9 protein-coding genes are annotated in these 17,028 nt (G+C 47.7%); all 9 read right to left on the bottom strand.

Annotated elements, in window-relative coordinates; translation table 11 throughout:
* Window positions 1-10: 10 nt before the first annotated feature.
* Window positions 11-2,815: a SusC/RagA family TonB-linked outer membrane protein gene (locus DXN04_RS01815; RefSeq protein WP_116851596.1), complete on the bottom strand. Its 2,805-nt coding sequence runs from the start codon at window positions 2,813-2,815 to the stop codon at window positions 11-13.
* A gap of 4 nt (window positions 2,816-2,819) precedes the next feature.
* A complete protein-coding gene (locus DXN04_RS01810; protein ID WP_233525500.1) occupies window positions 2,820-3,659 on the bottom strand; it encodes a glycoside hydrolase family 43 protein in 840 nt (279 codons plus the stop codon).
* Window positions 3,660-3,783: 124 nt separating this feature from the next.
* The gene (locus tag DXN04_RS01805; protein ID WP_116851594.1) at window positions 3,784-5,118 is read right to left on the bottom strand and encodes a glycoside hydrolase family 140 protein; all 1,335 of its coding nucleotides are present in this window, start codon (window positions 5,116-5,118) and stop codon (window positions 3,784-3,786) included.
* 7 nt (window positions 5,119-5,125) lie between these two features.
* Window positions 5,126-8,140: a DUF6298 domain-containing protein gene (locus tag DXN04_RS01800; protein WP_116851593.1), complete on the bottom strand. Its 3,015-nt coding sequence runs from the start codon at window positions 8,138-8,140 to the stop codon at window positions 5,126-5,128.
* The gene (locus tag DXN04_RS01795) at window positions 8,130-10,226 is read right to left on the bottom strand and encodes a DUF3826 domain-containing protein (RefSeq protein ID WP_116851592.1); all 2,097 of its coding nucleotides are present in this window, start codon (window positions 10,224-10,226) and stop codon (window positions 8,130-8,132) included. Before DXN04_RS01795 ends, DXN04_RS01800 begins: the two co-directional genes overlap by 11 nt.
* 18 nt (window positions 10,227-10,244) lie before the next feature.
* Entirely contained in the window at window positions 10,245-12,014 is a 1,770-nt protein-coding gene (locus tag DXN04_RS01790) for a RagB/SusD family nutrient uptake outer membrane protein (RefSeq protein WP_116851591.1), read from the bottom strand.
* Between the two features lie 11 nt (window positions 12,015-12,025).
* Window positions 12,026-15,178 (bottom strand): SusC/RagA family TonB-linked outer membrane protein, encoded by a 3,153-nt coding sequence (locus DXN04_RS01785; protein WP_116851590.1) that lies wholly within the window; start codon window positions 15,176-15,178, stop codon window positions 12,026-12,028.
* Between the two features lie 611 nt (window positions 15,179-15,789).
* The gene (locus tag DXN04_RS34495) at window positions 15,790-16,038 is read right to left on the bottom strand and encodes a hypothetical protein (RefSeq protein WP_147319814.1); all 249 of its coding nucleotides are present in this window, start codon (window positions 16,036-16,038) and stop codon (window positions 15,790-15,792) included.
* Window positions 16,039-16,117: 79 nt separating this feature from the next.
* A complete protein-coding gene (locus DXN04_RS34490) occupies window positions 16,118-16,552 on the bottom strand; it encodes a MauE/DoxX family redox-associated membrane protein (protein ID WP_147319813.1) in 435 nt (144 codons plus the stop codon).
* Window positions 16,553-17,028 lie beyond the last annotated feature (476 nt).

Below are 17,028 nucleotides of genomic sequence, written 5' to 3'. Positions count from 1 at the left end.
TTGATTGGGTTTAGAAATCCACATTTAATCCTACTACTACCTGTTTGTTCAGCGGAGATGATTCCGCACCACCTCTTTCAGGATCGTAATAATTGAACAGGTGACTGCGCGCTTTGGTGAAGATATTTGAAGCAGTAGCATAGATGCGCAGGTGCTCTATGTTCATACGGCTACTTACTGCAGGTGGCAATGTGTATCCCAGTGTGACATTTTTCAGCTTGAAATAAGAACCATCTATATAGAGCAGGGATTGGTAAGCTGCATAGTCGCCGAACTTAGCACCTTTCTTAGGTCGGGGATAATCGTTCGTTGGATTTTCGGGTGTCCAGTAATTGGGGAATGCAGGGCCGCCGCCTTCACCACTGGGATTGTAACGCCCCAGGAATTCACCATAGGCCATTTGTCCCCAGCGGGCAAAAAGGAAGATTCCCAGGTCAAAGGCACGATATGTAAATGTATGCTGGAAACCGAGTGACCACTTAGGCACCGGGGAACCTAAATAAGCGCGGTCATTGTCGTTAATGATACTATCATGATTCAGGTCCGCCACCTTGATGGTACCGGGTTTAAAAGGTGTTCCTCCCATTCTCAGCATAGCTGCTTTGTCCGCCTCCTCTGTCTGCCAGATGCCCAGCTTCTGATATGTATAGAAAGACTTGACAGGATGACCCAGCAAGAGGGAATTCGTTTCCTTATCAATCATATCTTTATCGCCTACCAGGCTGCTGATCCTCTCCCTGTTTGTAGTGAAAGTGAGGGTGGATGTCCATTTAAAGCTCTGCTGTGCGATATTCACGGTAGTCAGTGCGAGCTCTATTCCTTTGTTGTTCGTAGAACCGATATTCTGGTATACGGACGATACCCCTGTGGATACCGGCAATGTTCTTAGCAGCAGGAGTTTGGTGGTTTTGGTATTGTAGGCATCGATGCTGGCGCTGATGCGGCTGTTGAAGAAGGCCAGATCCACACCTACGTTCGTGGTGGCAGAGAGTTCCCAACCGAGGCTGGTATTCCCGATGACTGCATTGAAAGTATAACCGGGGGCAGGCACCTCTCCGAAAGAAATATTGTTGGCTTGTGTGAGACCAGATTGCGTACCATATTCAGCAATACCTGAGTTACCGGCTACCCCGTAGGTGACTCTCAGCTTCAGGTCATCGAGATGCCGCAGGTTACGCATGAATGCTTCATCACTTATTCTCCATCCTGCAGATACAGAAGGGAATCCGGCCCATTTATGCCCTGCTGCCAGGCGGGAAGCCCCGTCTACCCTTTCGCTGAGTTGCAGCAGGTAGCGGCCTTTATAGCTATAGTTGATCCTGCCTGCAAATGACATGGTAGCGGATCCTTTGTAAGTAGATTTAATGGTCCGGCTGGTGCTCTCTGTTGCATTTAAGTTATAAAACAATTGTGTGCCCAGCACCTGTTTGATGCCAGCTGCATTGCTGGTATCGGCATCCTTGTGGGTATAGCTGCTTAGTGCTGTGACGGTGATAGCATGTTCACCTTTGTTCAGGTTATAAGTGAGTACGTTGTCCCAGTTGTAGAAGCGGGTATTACCATTGGTCACTTCTGAATAACTGGTGCCATCGCTTGCCCTGTTCAGGGAAGTGGCAGCCTGGAAGATGCCTGCCCTGTTAAAGCTGATAAAGGTGCCCAGGTTGGAGCGGAAGCTCAGTCCTTTGACAGGTGTGAGATCCAGGTAGCCGTTCATGAACACCGTCGTACCGATGGTCTGATCTGTGGCTACAGTCGGGCCCCTGTCGTCTGTGAGCGGGGAAAGGGTATTCGTATTGCCGGCTACGGGGTAGATGTTCACATTACCATTTGCATCGTAAGGTACACCCAGTGGCGTGGTAGACAGCGCTACGCTCATGGGGTCCTTGCGTTTATTAAGTGTGGAATAATTGATCTGGCTCTGGATCCCGGCTTTTGCAAAGCGTGAGATCTCCTGGTCCAGGTTGAGTCGTACAGAATAACGGGTCAGGTTCGTATACTTCAGGGCACCATTCTCTTTGTAGTACCCGAAAGACATAAAGGCTTTCGTTTTGTCGGTACCGCCACTGACGGATACGGAATGACTTTGCTGGGTACTGTTGTGCAGCAGGAGGTCTACCCAATTGACCCATTGCCCTTTTTGAATGGCATCGTATTCGCCTGCATTGGCAAAGATAGTGGCATCATCAGGCAGGATTTCTCCGGGATTGAGACTGGCCCTCCAGGCCTCCCTTCTGAGTTGTAAATAGCTTTCACCGAGGCGTGGCGGCGGGTATTGGGTATATCCGTTAGCACCATAGTAACCGTTGTAGGAAACTTTTGTTTTACCAGGCTTTCCTTTTTTGGTAGTGATGATCACCACGCCGTTTGCTCCCTGCGAACCGTAGATGGCAGTGGCAGAGGCATCTTTTAATACTTCCACGCTTTCGATGTCCGAAGGGTTCAGGTAGGCCATGCTGCCTCCCTGTAATCCATCAATGATGTACAGGGGGCCGTTACTGCCGGCAATGGAGCGGGTGCCCCTGATCAGTACTTCGGCGCCGGAGCCGGGGGTTCCATTGGTACGGGTGATGTCCATACCGGGTACCCGCCCCTGCAGGGACTCCAGCGGATTTGCTACAGGCGCCTGCATGATCACGTCTTTTTTGACGGTGTATACAGCGCCTGTAAGATCTCTTTTTTTGACAACACCATACCCGATTATAACGGTTTCATTCAGGTCGCGCACCTTCATAGAATCAGGCGGGTGATGTGTGGTGTCCTGTGCGTAAGTAGCCGCACAACAAATGGTCAGAAGGATAGTGAGGGATGCTCGCATTTTATTAGGTTTGGGCTAAAAGTCTTTTCAGGACCTTTTTTTTGGTTGTGAATATGGTGCCGTGTTTATGGCCGGCTGGCAGTGAGACTTTGGCTGAGATATCGGTAAAACTTCTGAAATCGATTGTTTTTGTGGCACCGTAACGGTGCATGCCGTAGTTATCGTAATAAATAAGCCATTCCCTGCCTACTTTGGCAACAGATGGCCCTTCAGTCAGCTTATCTGTAAAAGGAGCTGAAAAGGTCTGAAAAGGGCCAATAGCGTGATCGCTGAAAGCTACCTTAAGATCCCGCTCAGGACGGGTATTATCTTTTACCACCAACACGTACCTGTGATTGCCTGTTTTGACTACTGTGCCATCTATGACACTATAACCGGGGTCGAAAAACAGTTTTGCAGGAGAGAAGCTTACGAAATCACGGGTAGTGGTATAATACAGGCGATGGTTATTATGCTCTTCTTCGGCACCTTTGGGAAAACGATTTGGAACTGTGGTACTCCAGATGATGAGGAACTGCCTGTTTTCATCATCATAACAGAGCTCGGGAGCCCAGACATTAACGGCGGTGGGTTCATGTTCCATGACGGGGATATAGCGTTCTTCTGACCAGTGGATCAGGTCTTTGGAGCTGGCATAGCCAAAGCCCCGGTCACCTTTCCAGGCGCTGGTCCATACAAGGTGGAATGTACCGTCAGGGCCCTGCTGTATGCTGGGATCACGCATGATCTTCCCTCCTGCTGTGGGTGTGAGGAATGATCCGGGAATATCTGTCCAGTGATAACCATCGTAGCTATACAGCAAATGAAGGCCATCCTGGCCGGGCTCCCGGAAAGATGTGAACATATACACATCTTTTCCGGAGTGGCAGGCAATACAGCATATAAGCAAAAAGTAAAAAGCTCGCATAACAAGTGGAATCGTATTTATCGGCAAGGCTTGCAGCCAGCCTGAAAAAAACTTACGTGGGTTAAGACCTGTCTATAACTAATACCCAGTCATTCCCTTCTTCTTCCTTTCCTGGCGGGTCAAACACTTTTACACCTTTGTTTGGGAATGTACCGATCCTGGTACTTACGCCTGTGCGTGGATCATACCAGGAAGCTTTGATATAGCTGGCTTCTATTTTGCCTAACTGCGCAGGGATACTGCGGCCGGTAGCAGTGTAATAGAGCGCATAGGTGGTGCCTTTTGTAGCGATGATGCGCTGGTGTTTGCTACCGGTATCCTTTGCCAGCAATGACTGATCAGGCACCCTGTCAAAGTAGGAACGACCGGTCAGCAGCTGCTTTAAATATTTCATCTGTGAAGCACCGGGAGCATGCAGTGCATCGGTATATACTTCTCTAACACCATAGACACCTTTTTCTTTTGCCTTATGAAATTGCATCACTGCACTATGGCCGTAGGTAAAACCTGCCCCACCGGCAAATACAGACCAGTAGGCATAACGACGCACATCTTTATCTGTCCAGAATGGCTCCTTCGGATCATGTAATCCCTGTGGAATACCTTCGTAAGAAGGTTCCCCATCCAATACAGGCTTTGCAGGCGTACGTTTGTAATCTGCCTGTATATACCTGAAATTGTCTTCTCCGTATTTCCTGGCTGTGGTATCCTGGTTATAACGCTGGTGGCCGGACTGGAACATATTGAAGTCGAGCCAGGCAGCATTGTGAAACCAGTCTGATGACTGCGTACGGCCCCTTGGGTGAAAGGTCATAAGGTGTACAGCGTCTTCCCGGTGCAGGGTATTGCCGATGGCATTCCATACGGCAGCAGAGTCACTGCCTTTGATATCACCGCCATTGAGCCAGATGATATTCTTCTTATTGTGAAAACGGGTAGCCAGGAAGTGTGCATAAGCCGTGGCAGCGGCGGAAGATACCTTTCCTTCTTTGACAGCGCCCCCCCATACAGGTACCAATGCCATGTAGAGTCCCCTGGCAGCAGCTTTGTCCACAACACTTTCTACGAAATCGAAGTATTGCTGCTGCGGTTGGGAAAGGTTGCTTTTCAGCAAGGCGGAATCTCCTTTTTGATTCACGGCAGCCAGTTTTGGGAGCAGCATGGCCTGGATTACATTGAATCCTTTTTCCTGCCGGTCATCCAGGTATTGATCTACCTCTGATTCATTCAGGTTAGTGAAGAGTAACCAACCGGTATCGCCTAACCAGAAGAAAGGCTGGCCATCGGATGTCTGAAAAAAGTGCCCGTCTTTTGAAATCTTCAGGGGCAGGGTTTTACTTTGCCCGAAGCTGAGGAACGGGAAGAATAATACGATAAACAGTGTATTCCATTTCATACTTAAACTATTTGCGACTTATCCATAACACAGCGGGAGACTGTTGCGGGTTATGGAATTTAAAGCTACTGATCTTTTTTTTACTGATCAGATGTCCATCCCGGGCATCTATCCAGCGAGCCATGCCCTTTACACCGGCATCTACTGAGATTTCTGTACCTGCATTACAGTAAATGATGTATTCGTTTCCTTCATTCCGGAGCGCCATTACACCGGGCAGATCCACAGGTTGCATACCCGCAGCCGCTGCCAGGAAGCCGGGTACATCCACTACAGGAATTGCCGGCAGCGAACCGCCTGCCATGAAGACCGCCCATCCGAAGCGGTCGTAGCTGTCTGCTGAATAGATAACGGCTTTGTCAGGATATTTATCCCTGTATTCACGCACTGCCCTGTATACCATTTCTTCACTCGTTTTCTTTGGTTTCAGCAGGCGTGCATGCTGCCGGGGAGCCAGGCTCTGGCCACCCTGGGGTGCGTATGCCTTACCATCCTGCTGATAGTGCCAGTACCGTATGTCAATCAGGTCGATTACATGTGAGTAAACCGGGTTTTGAAGAATACTATCCTGCACATCTTTTGTTGTACTGAGACCTATTATATTGGAATTTGGATGTGCTTTCTTATATGATTCGATGGTATTGATCCAGAATTGTACAAAGTGCAGCGGCCCTGTAAACTCCGCGCCGACCAGTTGTATCACATTGCTGTTTGCACTGAAATTCTCCAGGCACTGGCGGATATAAGCCTGGTGCAATGCACGGCGTACCGGATGCGTGGTGTCGTAGAACTGTGCCGCCATGAAGATGCGCTTGCCGCCTGCATAAGGCGGAGGCTCAGGGAAACCAGTGTTATTCACATTGTTTGCAGGCCGCCAGGGGAAATCTGCATAGTGTGCACCTGCTTCGATGATATTGTGCTGAAAGTAGTTTTCATGAATCAGGAGCCTGCCTTTGGAAGCAAATTCGCGTAAACGGTTCCAGTACCAGGTGTTGTACCTGCTTACATCATATTTGCTCAGGCCATCCCAGGCAGTACCTTCACCACTGCGTGCGAATGGCTGCTCATAGAATGGCGGCCAAACATCACCATCTATACGCAATACCCGCTCATGGTCGTCTCTCCTTCTTTCATACCAGAGACCATAGTTATGATCAAAGGCTACGATATTCTTTTTCTCCATCCACTTTACCACACTATCTATATCATCGGTAAAACCGGTACCGGTGCGGCCGGGAACAAAACGGGTCAAGGCAGGTACTGCCTCTTTTATATCTTCAGGACGGATGCCACCACGCCACCAGGGCTCTTCATGACGACCACCGGTCAGCAATGCTGTATTGCTTACTATTTTCCCATGCTGAATGTGAATAAGCGATTCCGCATGCACCTTGCTTTCTTCTTTTTTGATCGCCACTACCTTAATGCCTTGTGTATTCACTACTACAGGCTTTTGTTTCGCAATCCATTCCTGCAATGTCAGTGCCGGCTCCTTTGATTGTGCAATCAGTGCTGCCGCCTGCTGCGGAGATGGGCTGCTGGATGCTTCGGACGTAGCAGGCATCAACAGTGCCCTGTCCGACACATCCTTACCCAAACGATCTGCCAGCTGTGCATAATACAAACTGCGCGGATTGATATATTCATTTGAATTATTCCAGTATCCATTGCCCTGGAACTGTGCCCAGGCACCGAATGACCAGTTCATAGCTCCTGGCGGTGCAGGACAAATAATTTTTGCAGCCGTACATTGCCACAGCATACTATTGGCTGCAGACCAGCCAGCACCTTGCGCATCCTGCCCCCTGTCAGGGAAACCCAGTGCCTGACCTGTCACCTGCACATTGTCCAGCAACACACCGGAAGCCCAGCTATCCAGGGTTCCACTATAGCTAAAAGGCATCCAGGATTCACATTGCACAAAGGCATTCGGACCCGCCGCACAATATCCTACACCAAAATCATGGTAACCGTATTGTGCATAAATACGCTGGAAAAGGGTTTGCTGTCCGGCAGTAAAAAAGGTATTCCTGCGCTGGCCACCTGTTTCACTCACAGGTGCTAAGGAAATACAATCTTCTACAGTGATCCTGCCTGCGGTCTCCCAGATGGCGACTGCCGAACCGGCAAAATGTTCGAATGAGACCTGTCTGATCCAGCTGTCTGTCGCATTTTCAATGGTAATACCCGTCCAGCGATGCTCTTCATCTTTGGGTCGTTTTTCATCTACGGCAGACACACAACGAAGGTTTTCCACACCCACATGTGTAATCTGCCCAGGCCACTGATAAGCCGTAATAGTAGAGATACCATAGCTTGTATCCAGCGCCGTGGTCAATGGGGCATCCAGCGTTAACTGGTCGCCATGTACCGCCAGCACCTTGCGATCCCAGTGAATTACACGATCTCCGGGCTTCCAGCCTAAAGCGGTAATACCACCTCCAAAATGCTCCATGCCTAATTGTGTGATCCAGGCTTTTGTACAGGGCCGGGTGATTTCTACCCTGTCTCCCACCTTAAAATCCGCCTGTGCTACGGTAATAGTCGTAGCATTGACAGGCACATAAGCATCGATGATATTTACAGTCCTGCTATACTGTTTGTCATGCACACCCGTTATGCGGATGAGTGTTGCACGGTCTGTACCTGCCCCCAGCAGGATAGTCTCCGGGCCACTCCCTCTCAGCACCACATTACTGCCACTGATGCGCAATGTGCCTGCTACCTGGTAAGTACCTTTGTTTAATACAACCGCACCTCCACCTGTAGCAGCTACCTGATCCAATGCTGCTTGTATGTCACCACCCACAGGAACTACTATACGTGCAGGCAGATCAGGAATCGTACTATCTCCTGCCAGGTATCCACAATAAGAATAGTCAGGTATACGATTGCCTAAGGCATCTGGAGTATACTCCAGATGCCCTTCTTTATTAACCGTTACCGGTGGCTGTTGCTTTTGTTGTGCCCCGGCTGTGAGTGACAGGCCACAGGCCAGGGTCCATAATAGTTTATTTTTCATTCCTACGTTTCTTCCAGTCTGCTTCTGCTTTTTTCATATCAATACCGGATGCTGATAAGTAGTTATTGATCCTTCCTTTGTACTTGCCGAACACGGCATGTTTTTGTTCTGAAGTACCTGCATCCATTGCGTGTTCACGGGCTTCTGCCAGCCAGGTCATGATCTGTTGCCGTTGTGCTGCTGTCAGGTCAGGGAGCATATCCAGATAAGCACTGTAAGTAACAGGCAGGATGCTGTAAGTCATACCGTCCTTTACTTTAGTCACCTGTTCCGCTGTTAATACGGAAGAGAGTTTTGAGAGATACCGCTGGTGCAGCTCATGCATGAGTGCTGTATCTTTTTTAGCCTCGTTGTCTTTGATATCCACATATTGCTGTGCGATGATCGCCTGTACCTGGTCATTCTTTGCCGGCTCTTCGATGCCCAGGGTGGATACAATCTTTGCTACACGTTCATTGATGATCATGGCATACGGCTTCTTATCACCTTTGATATCATTGAGGAAATCCTCGATGTTGGTGTAGCCGTCACCATTCTTATCTTTCGCAGCATCGCCGGCATCTTTTGGATTCAGACCATGCTTGGTTTCCCATTCATCCGGCATACCATCACCATCGGAATCCTTGTAGGGTTTGCCCTTATATTCAGGGTATCCGCCTACCTGTGCAATGTCGTAAATGATACCTTGCTTGTAGGAATCAGGTGCCAGTCTGCGCTTGATATATTCACTCCCAATTTTAGATTCGGTGTTTTCTTTGTATTGAATCTTGCCGGTACGCACCTGTTCAATCACTCTTTTATCCACAGGATCGCGCACTGGCAGGGTAGCACCTGCATTGTCCAGTACATACTGATATGCATCGTTCGCAGAGAGGATGGTCATCTTAGGCATCGGAGCCGGATGCTCTACTTTCATATCTGCCATATACTGGCCCGCATTACCCAGGTCTTCTACCTGCACACCTCCATCCCAGTTGTTTTTGGTAATGTTGTCATAGCCTTCCATGATATTACCGCTTACATAGGTTCTGCCAAACTGTTGGTATTTCAGTTTGCTACGGCCTGATTCCGGCTTGATAATACGATGACCTACATTCTCATCCCGTGGCGTGATAGGCCCCGGCTTGAAGTAGTTATTGATGATGTTGAATTGTGAACGGTAATCGCCACCATCTACGGTACGGTGTTTCCAGTTGAATACAACGTTATTCACAAAGTTGAACACACTGAACCAGCCCACTGAAGGGTTACGTCCAGCATTGCAGGCCCAGAGGTTACGGATGAAAGCGCAGTTTTCCCCGCCCAGTGTACTACCAAAGGCATGGTTGTAAGTATCCAATGCTTCTGATGAAATACAGTTTTGAATAGTAATGTTGATGGTGGGAAGTTTTTCTTCAGGGTAACCTTCTCCCGGGTTGTACATATGACGGTACAGGGAGATGTTTTCATCCAGTCCCCAGCTGGCAGAGCAATGGTCGATGATGATGTTGCCGATAGGATTTCCTCCCAGTGCATCGTCACGGCGACCTACGCTTGTTTCGCCCCTGCGGAAGCGCATGTAGCGGATCACCACATCATGTGTATCGATCCAGAAGCTTTCTCCTGCGACACAAACACCATCGCCTGGCGCTGTCTGACCAGCGATAGTAATATAAGGTGCCCGAAGGATAATGGGGGTCTTCAAACGGATGATACCGGCTACATTGAATACAACGGTACGTGCACCACCCTGTTCACAGGCTTCGCGCAGCGTACCGGGTCCATCGTCGGCCAGACTTGTCACAACGTATACTTTCCCGCCACGACCGCCAAAGGTATATGCACCACCGCCTTCAGCTCCGGGGAAGGCGGGGATGCCGGCCTGCGGCAGATCGGTAGGCCGGGAAGCATAAGGTATATATGGTTTGCCATTGCGTGCTTCCTGGGTCACGATGGGCAATGCTTTTTCCCACATTTCGTCAGCGTGCTTTTTAGCACCTTCCAGCATGGAATCACTTACATGCTGTACAGCCTTTGGTATGGTTGGATATTGAGCAAATGCATGATGCCCCAGACACATTGCTGCCAGTATGAAATACTTTTTCATCGGTTATTTAATTTCAGATTATTCGTAAGGATTAAAGGTGCCGCTGTTCCATCCTTGCGTCTGTTCCAGCGATGGGTTCCGTTGTATATTAGATGTAGGTATACCATAAAAATAATAATAAGAAGGATAATTTATAGCCTGCTGTGTATCCAGGTAATCAACTACCGGATTAAAGTAAGTCGTGTAGTCAGTTCCATTGATGTCCAGCTTATCGCGCAGCATGATACCTTCGCCATCCGTTTTTTCCAGGATGGCTACTGTGTAAGGTGCCTTGATGCCCAGTTTAAGGATCCTTCTTTTCTTACCATTCAGCTGATCAAATACTTTATTACGACGCATGTCGTCGTAACGCTTACCTTCAAAAGCCAGTTCTATGCGGCGCTCATTCAGGATTACTGTACGCAGGTCTGCCTGTGACAAACCCGTTTTCAAGCCGTACATATTGTCTGTACCCGGATTGATGCCAGCTCTTTTACGAAGAGCAATCAGCATATCGTATGCTTCCTGGCTACGACCGGTTGCATTCGCACATTCTGCAAGATTGAGCATTACTTCTCCCAGGCGCAGTTCTATCCAGTCAGTTTTGCCCTGCTTGGTATTATCCTTAATTGTAGCTGTATTACAATTTTTGCGGCAATAGAAACCTGTAACACAAGGCTTATTTTTATCGTCCGTCATACCAACATAGTTCCATTGTCTGCGATTTGTTTTATTACTCAGTGGCCAGGTACAGCCATTGTAAGCAATGGTCGCATCAAAGCGCGGATCACGGTTTTTCCAGTAGTATACGGCATCATAACCGGATGCAGCGTCGGTGATAGGCAAACCGTCTTTGGTGGGATATAACTCTACCAGGTCCAGTGTAGGCTGGTAAGAGCCGCCACCGCCATTGGATTCTGAATACGGACGGGCCACATCATCAAATGTACTTGCCTTGTTAGCTCCATCAAATGAACGCAACATGATGACTTCTTTATTACCAGCGCCTTCATCCAGCCAGATATTGGCATAAGAAGAATACAGTGCACAACCATCTATCAGCAGGGTGTCGTATGCATTCCTGTTTGCCTGGTATGCACGCTCCCAGCGGGACTGGTCATTGTCTGGATTAAACTGCGGGCTGGCCCAATATAAAAGCATGCGGCCCTTGATACCTAATGCAGCTCCCCTGGTAATGCGGCCCCTGTCAGCACTTCCCCAGCTGGCAGGACAATTAGTTGCCTTATCAAAGTCTCTCGCGATGGAGTCTATACATTCAGAAGTTTTATTTCTCTTCACAAACAGATCTTCTGTGATCCAATCCTGTGGATGATCCAGGTAGGGTACCCCACCATATAACTTTACCAGCTGGAAGTAGATCCAGCCGCGCAGAAAGTATGCCTGGGATTTGATCTTTGTTTTTGTATCTGTATCCAGGGTTCCCTTTTCAATCTCGGTGAGCAGGATATTGATCTTGCGGATGTAGGCCCAGGCATTGGCAGATGCATTGCCACCATAGAAGTCGTTGATATTGTCGACTGACAGTGTACCATACCATAACTTGGCATCACCGCCATTATAGTCGTCCGCCAGGTCATGGATAGCAGTCGGCAATGTACCGGCCCCCTGCAGGTTCGGCCAGGTAGGCATAGCCAGGTCATAGAGCCTGTTCAGGTACAATGTAGCTGTAGATTCATTATCCCAGGTAACCTCATCAATACCTGACAAGTCTGTTTTGTCCAGGATTTTGGAGCAGGAGCAAAGCCCCAGTAGCAGGAGGATGTATATATAGTTGATCTTACTTTGCATACTTGTTGATTTTACAAACTCAGGTTCAGGCCGAAGGTATATGTACGAAGTGCCGGATAGTCTATCGCCAGATTTGTAGCCGGATCTTTATAAGGCTGATGGTTGATCAGCACCCACAGGTTAGAACCAGTGATGAACATCCGCAGTTCAGGGATCTTCCATTTTGCAGACAACTCTTTAGGCAGGCTGTAGGACAATTGTGCATTGTTCACACGCATGGCGGTTGCACTACGCACCCAGAAATCGGAGATTTCGCTGATGAGCGGAGAGTTGATGAGCGGATATTTTGCATTAGGATTATCGGGTGACCAGGAGTCTTTCCAGATGCCGAGTGCGCGGGCATTTTCGGTTGGAGGCGTTCTTGCTGTTTTATCATATGCTTCGTAGCCACCTACCTGCAGACTGATATTGAAACTCAGCTTCAGGTCTCTCCAGCCTGCACCCAGGTTGAAGCCCAGCCCGAAGATGCTGCTGCTTCTTGGTGCGATGCGGGTCTTATCGTTTGCATCTATCTTACCATCGCCATTGATGTCTTCGTAATTCATATAACCAGCTATGAGCGGGTTACCATCGATGGTCCATCCCGGGTGTGACAGCAGAAAGTCTTCTGCTTCTTTTTGCGTACGAACAATGCCTGTGGATTTATAACCTTCCATACCATTGTCCGTTCTGCGGCCTATTGGATTCTTCCAGGCAGTATCGCCGGCACCATAGTATTTACGGATGACTTTATTATCGCTTACCCCGAAGTTGATGGATGCGAAATATTTGAAATCTTTATTGATCGTACCATTATAACCAAGGCCAGCTTCCAGTCCCCATGATTTCAGCCTGCCATAGTTCTGATCTGAAATGGCAACACCAAAAGTGGTGGGCACAGTACTGGTAGGCTGTTGCAACATATCGTAGTTGTAACGGTGCCACAGGTCTATCGCAAAGTTGAATTTTGAATTGAAGAAGGTACCATCAAAGCCCAGGTTTTTGTAAAGGGCCTTTTCCCAGGTGATGTGTTCATTGGGCACATCATTGTTACTCAAACCGCTGGTATAGGTGCTGCCAAAGAGCATCCCTGTCGTTTGGGTATATCTTTCTTTGTATTGATAATTCCTTACCGCATCATTACCTGTTAAACCTACCTGGAAGCGAATCTTCAGGTCGTCGATGAACTTCACGCCGCGATGGAACCAGTCTTCCTGGGAGATTCTCCAGCCTAATGCGACAGAGGGGAAATAACCCCAGCGGGAATTTTTGGGGAAGTTAGGCGAAGCATCTGCGCGGAAAGTAGCTTCCAGCAGGTACTTTTCAGAGAAGCCATAGTTCAGGCGGCCCAGGTAACTCACACGACCGGTTTCGCCTGCAGAACCACCGTTGTCATACAATGATTTATCCTGGCTGAAGGCAAACAGTTCATCAATACCGGGAATAACCACTGTTTCGCGGCGGGTATTGAATGCATCATTCTGTGATTCCCCCTGTTCGGCTACAAGCAATAAGTTGATATCGTGCTTACCAAATGTGCGGGCGTAAGTCATCATTTCATCCAGCTGGTAGTTGGATGAACCGCCATAATTTTCCAGCATCACGTTCCCGTTTTTGATGAATGTAGTAGCGTTGGTAGCTGTGGTCTGATTGGTAAAGATCACGTTCTGGGAAGTCACGTGTACACCTTCCCTGACAAAGTTGTAGAGGTAGTAAGGTACATAGTATTCCTTCCCGAAATCAGTGCGGGTATTGCGTCCGTATTGTACACGGAAGGACAGGCCTTTGATGGCTGGCAGTTTATAATCCAGGGCAGCATTGATGGTCTGGCCCTGTGATTTGGTTCTGGCATAACTACCTGTTTTCACCAGTTCTGAGGGGCTCCAGCCGGGTACGGAGGAATACACGGGTTTACCGTCTATATACATGGGCACCCATCCTGGTGTGAGCAGCAGTGCACTCACGGTTGCGCTCATCTGGTCTGATTGCTCAGTAGTGCCGGAAGCAACTGTTTTAGGCGTAGGCCTGTTTACAATAGTGTTGTCTGTAGCAAAGGAGATGGTAGCTGTCAGGTTATCCACAATTTTAGCATTGATACCCAGGCGCACTCCGTATTTGTTGCTATACAGATCTCCTACGTTCCCATCCTCTTTATAGTAGTTGGCACCGGTGAAGAAGGTTACTCTCTCACTACCACCGCTTACATTGATAGTATGGCGGGTAAGGTGTGATTTTTTCCAGACATCGTCAATCCAGTTGTAGTTGTGGGATCTGAGATAACTCAGCTCATCGTCGGTGTAATATTTTGCAGTGTTAACATCTTTGAGGCTGGTGTACTTGTTATTCAGCATCGTAGCATGGTCAAAGCTATTGAGCATTTCAGGAATGTAGGTGGCATTGGAAAGGCCGTAAGAACCAGCATAGCTGATACGAGGCTTACCGGGTTTCCCCATTTTTGTTTTTACCAGTACTACACCGTTTGCACCTCGGGCTCCATAGATGGAAGCAGCGGCATCTTTGAGGAAGGAAATGCTTTCCACCATGGTTGCATCCAGGTTATCAAAGTCTGCTTTTGTCATCTGGAAACCGTCTATTACATAGAGCGGATCGGTAGATGAACCGGTGGCAGCCCAGGTGACAGGGTTCCGAATGGTGAGTGTAGTCGTGGAGCCCGGGCGGCCGGATGACTGGTTGATAGATACGCCTGGCACCCTGTTTTGAAGGGCAGTAGCCAGGTTGGCTACAGGCAGATCTTCTACTTCGGCCGTATTCACCACAGCAACAGAGCCCAGTACATTTGCACGCTTTTGCGTACCATAACCAATGATCACGGTTTCATTCAGGGACTTTATGTCTTTTTCCAGGAAAGCATCAATCGTCTCCTGTTTGTTGACAGCAATTTCCTGTGTGATGTAACCGATGAGGGAGATGACGATGGTAGAATTTTCATGGACTTTTAAAGTATAGGATCCATTGGGAGTGGTAGTTGTTCCTTTGTTACCTACTTTAACACGAACCGTAACTCCTGGAAGTCCGGATCTTTCATCAGCGTCATAAATTTTCCCTTTTAAGATGATTTCTTTTGCCGGTGCAGCAGGTGTGGTAATCTGCTGGGCAAAGGCCGTGGAACATAGCAATAGCAATCCTGTTATCCTGATCAGGATACATGGTAGATTTTTAAACATTGCCCGTATTATTTAAGGCATATACAATGAGGGATAGTCAGCACATGGTGGTATGCCTGTAGCAGGCATACGGCCCTACAATTTTAATGGGTGGTGTTCCCTGTTTTTATCCCTTGTGAGAAATTAAAATCCCTGTACAGCGCTGCCGTACTACGATTTTGTGGAAGTAATATTCAACAATGAGAACCTTACCCTGAGATGGTGATATTCATACTTTTTCATACCTGATGGAATTTTATACAAATTTTCAAATTAGATAGCAGGGCGCGGGCTGCCATTGGTTTATGGGCCAGTCTACAGTAAAAAAACGCCGCTCATAATCATGGAAATTACACAAACTGCAGGTGTATCTTCGGTGTCTTACTGACACTAATAGATGCCAAGCTACAGAAAAGTTTAGGCAAAAGAATGGATCAGGGGATTTTTATTTACGCAATCGTTGCCGGAAATGATCAGTGGAGAATTCGCTTCGCGTAGAAGCACGAAGAAACCGACGTATAAAAAGCCTTCGGGGAATTGGGCGGTACCATCAGGCACTCAAAATAAAAGAGCGTGTACCTGTGATACACGCTCTTTGTCTGGCGGCGAAGCTGCCTGGATAAGGCAGCGTATCACTCTTTGAAGGCACGGGCTATGGATGTTGTGGTCGGATTGGGAGATGAGTAGCCATAGGCGCACAGGGCTCCGTTTCCTTTACAACCTGTTGGCGGGTTATCTTTATCGAAAGTAGCTCCCAGATAATCATACGTGTATGGGTCATACCAATAAACGAGAGACCTGAAAGATTTAGCTGCCTGTGTGGCGCTAATGGTTACAATGGTTAGTACTGCCGCTAATGCAGTAAGACGGATGTGTTTCATTTGGTTTGCGATGTTAAAGTTTGGCGTATGTGATTTAATTAGTTGTTGTGATTCCAGATACTATTCTGCGCTAGTTGTATTAATGCTGATTTGATATTCGGTATTTATTTCGCAGCAGCCAGATGCCCGCCATGCATAGTATAAAGCAAGCGGCATCAAACCATACATGTGCATTCCAGCTCATACTGCTGATGATTCCCCCACAGGTGCAGGGTAAGGTACTGCCACTACTCAGCAAAATTCCCAGGTATGCCAGGAATCCGGCAAAGAGGATAGCGCTTGCAATGAAAGCGGTCATGCGAAAAGCAGTGATCAGAAACATTCCTGCGAGCAATACTTCTCCTATTGGCAATGCCCAGGATACAATTCCAGACCAGGATGCGAGCAACGGCCAGGGTGAAATACTCAGTTGGTATCTGAATGTGGTGTGCTCAAATAGTTTATTTAATCCTGTGTACAAAAACAATATGACGAGTAAAGACGCAATGATTTCAATAAGCAGTTTATTTTTCATCTTTCATAACATTTCATGAGTATATGGAGGACACAGATTCTCTTTTAGCATTGCAGAAAATACGTCTCACCGCGTATTATTCATACTATACTTTGGCAACAAAACAGGAAGCACCATTCATTGGCAGGCTATGTCCCGCCTGGCCTTTCTCAGGTACAGTTTTAATAAATAATACACATAACACATTGCTCTTTGCTGAGAGCATCAATCTTTGAAAATAATAATACCAGGGGAATTGAATTGGCTATTGAGACTCTTTGGCTACTTAATGCTAAATGCTGATACTTGATTCTGTTGTAGTCACATTACATTCATCCTGGTTATTTGAGTTCTTATGTTCTTTAGCAGACCTGTTTGTTAGATGCACGGTTCAGATTTTCACGTCTCATAAAGTGGGGGGGCCGACAAAAGTTTTACATAACTTAGTAAAATTAGGGAATAATTTGGATACGGCGATAATTTTTCTACGTAAAATA

The sequence above is a fragment of the Chitinophaga silvisoli genome, from assembly GCF_003412465.1.
Lineage (GTDB): Bacteria > Bacteroidota > Bacteroidia > Chitinophagales > Chitinophagaceae > Chitinophaga > Chitinophaga silvisoli.
The sequence above is the reverse complement of the archived record's forward strand: the minus strand, read 5'-3'. Positions and strand labels throughout refer to the sequence as shown.

Excerpts from the sequence above, each read along its gene's own strand:
- DXN04_RS01815 (WP_116851596.1), bottom strand. The coding sequence starts at position 2,815 with ATGCGAGCATCCCTCACTATCCTTCTGACCATTTGTTGTGCGGCTACT.
- DXN04_RS01810 (WP_233525500.1), bottom strand. The coding sequence starts at position 3,659 with ATGTTCACATCTTTCCGGGAGCCCGGCCAGGATGGCCTTCATTTGCTG.
- DXN04_RS01805 (WP_116851594.1), bottom strand. The coding sequence starts at position 5,118 with ATGAAATGGAATACACTGTTTATCGTATTATTCTTCCCGTTCCTCAGC.
- DXN04_RS01800 (WP_116851593.1), bottom strand. The coding sequence starts at position 8,140 with ATGAAAAATAAACTATTATGGACCCTGGCCTGTGGCCTGTCACTCACA.
- DXN04_RS01795 (WP_116851592.1), bottom strand. The coding sequence starts at position 10,226 with ATGAAAAAGTATTTCATACTGGCAGCAATGTGTCTGGGGCATCATGCA.
- DXN04_RS01790 (WP_116851591.1), bottom strand. The coding sequence starts at position 12,014 with ATGCAAAGTAAGATCAACTATATATACATCCTCCTGCTACTGGGGCTT.
- DXN04_RS01785 (WP_116851590.1), bottom strand. The coding sequence starts at position 15,178 with ATGTTTAAAAATCTACCATGTATCCTGATCAGGATAACAGGATTGCTA.
- DXN04_RS34495 (WP_147319814.1), bottom strand. The coding sequence starts at position 16,038 with ATGAAACACATCCGTCTTACTGCATTAGCGGCAGTACTAACCATTGTA.
- DXN04_RS34490 (WP_147319813.1), bottom strand. The coding sequence starts at position 16,552 with ATGAAAAATAAACTGCTTATTGAAATCATTGCGTCTTTACTCGTCATA.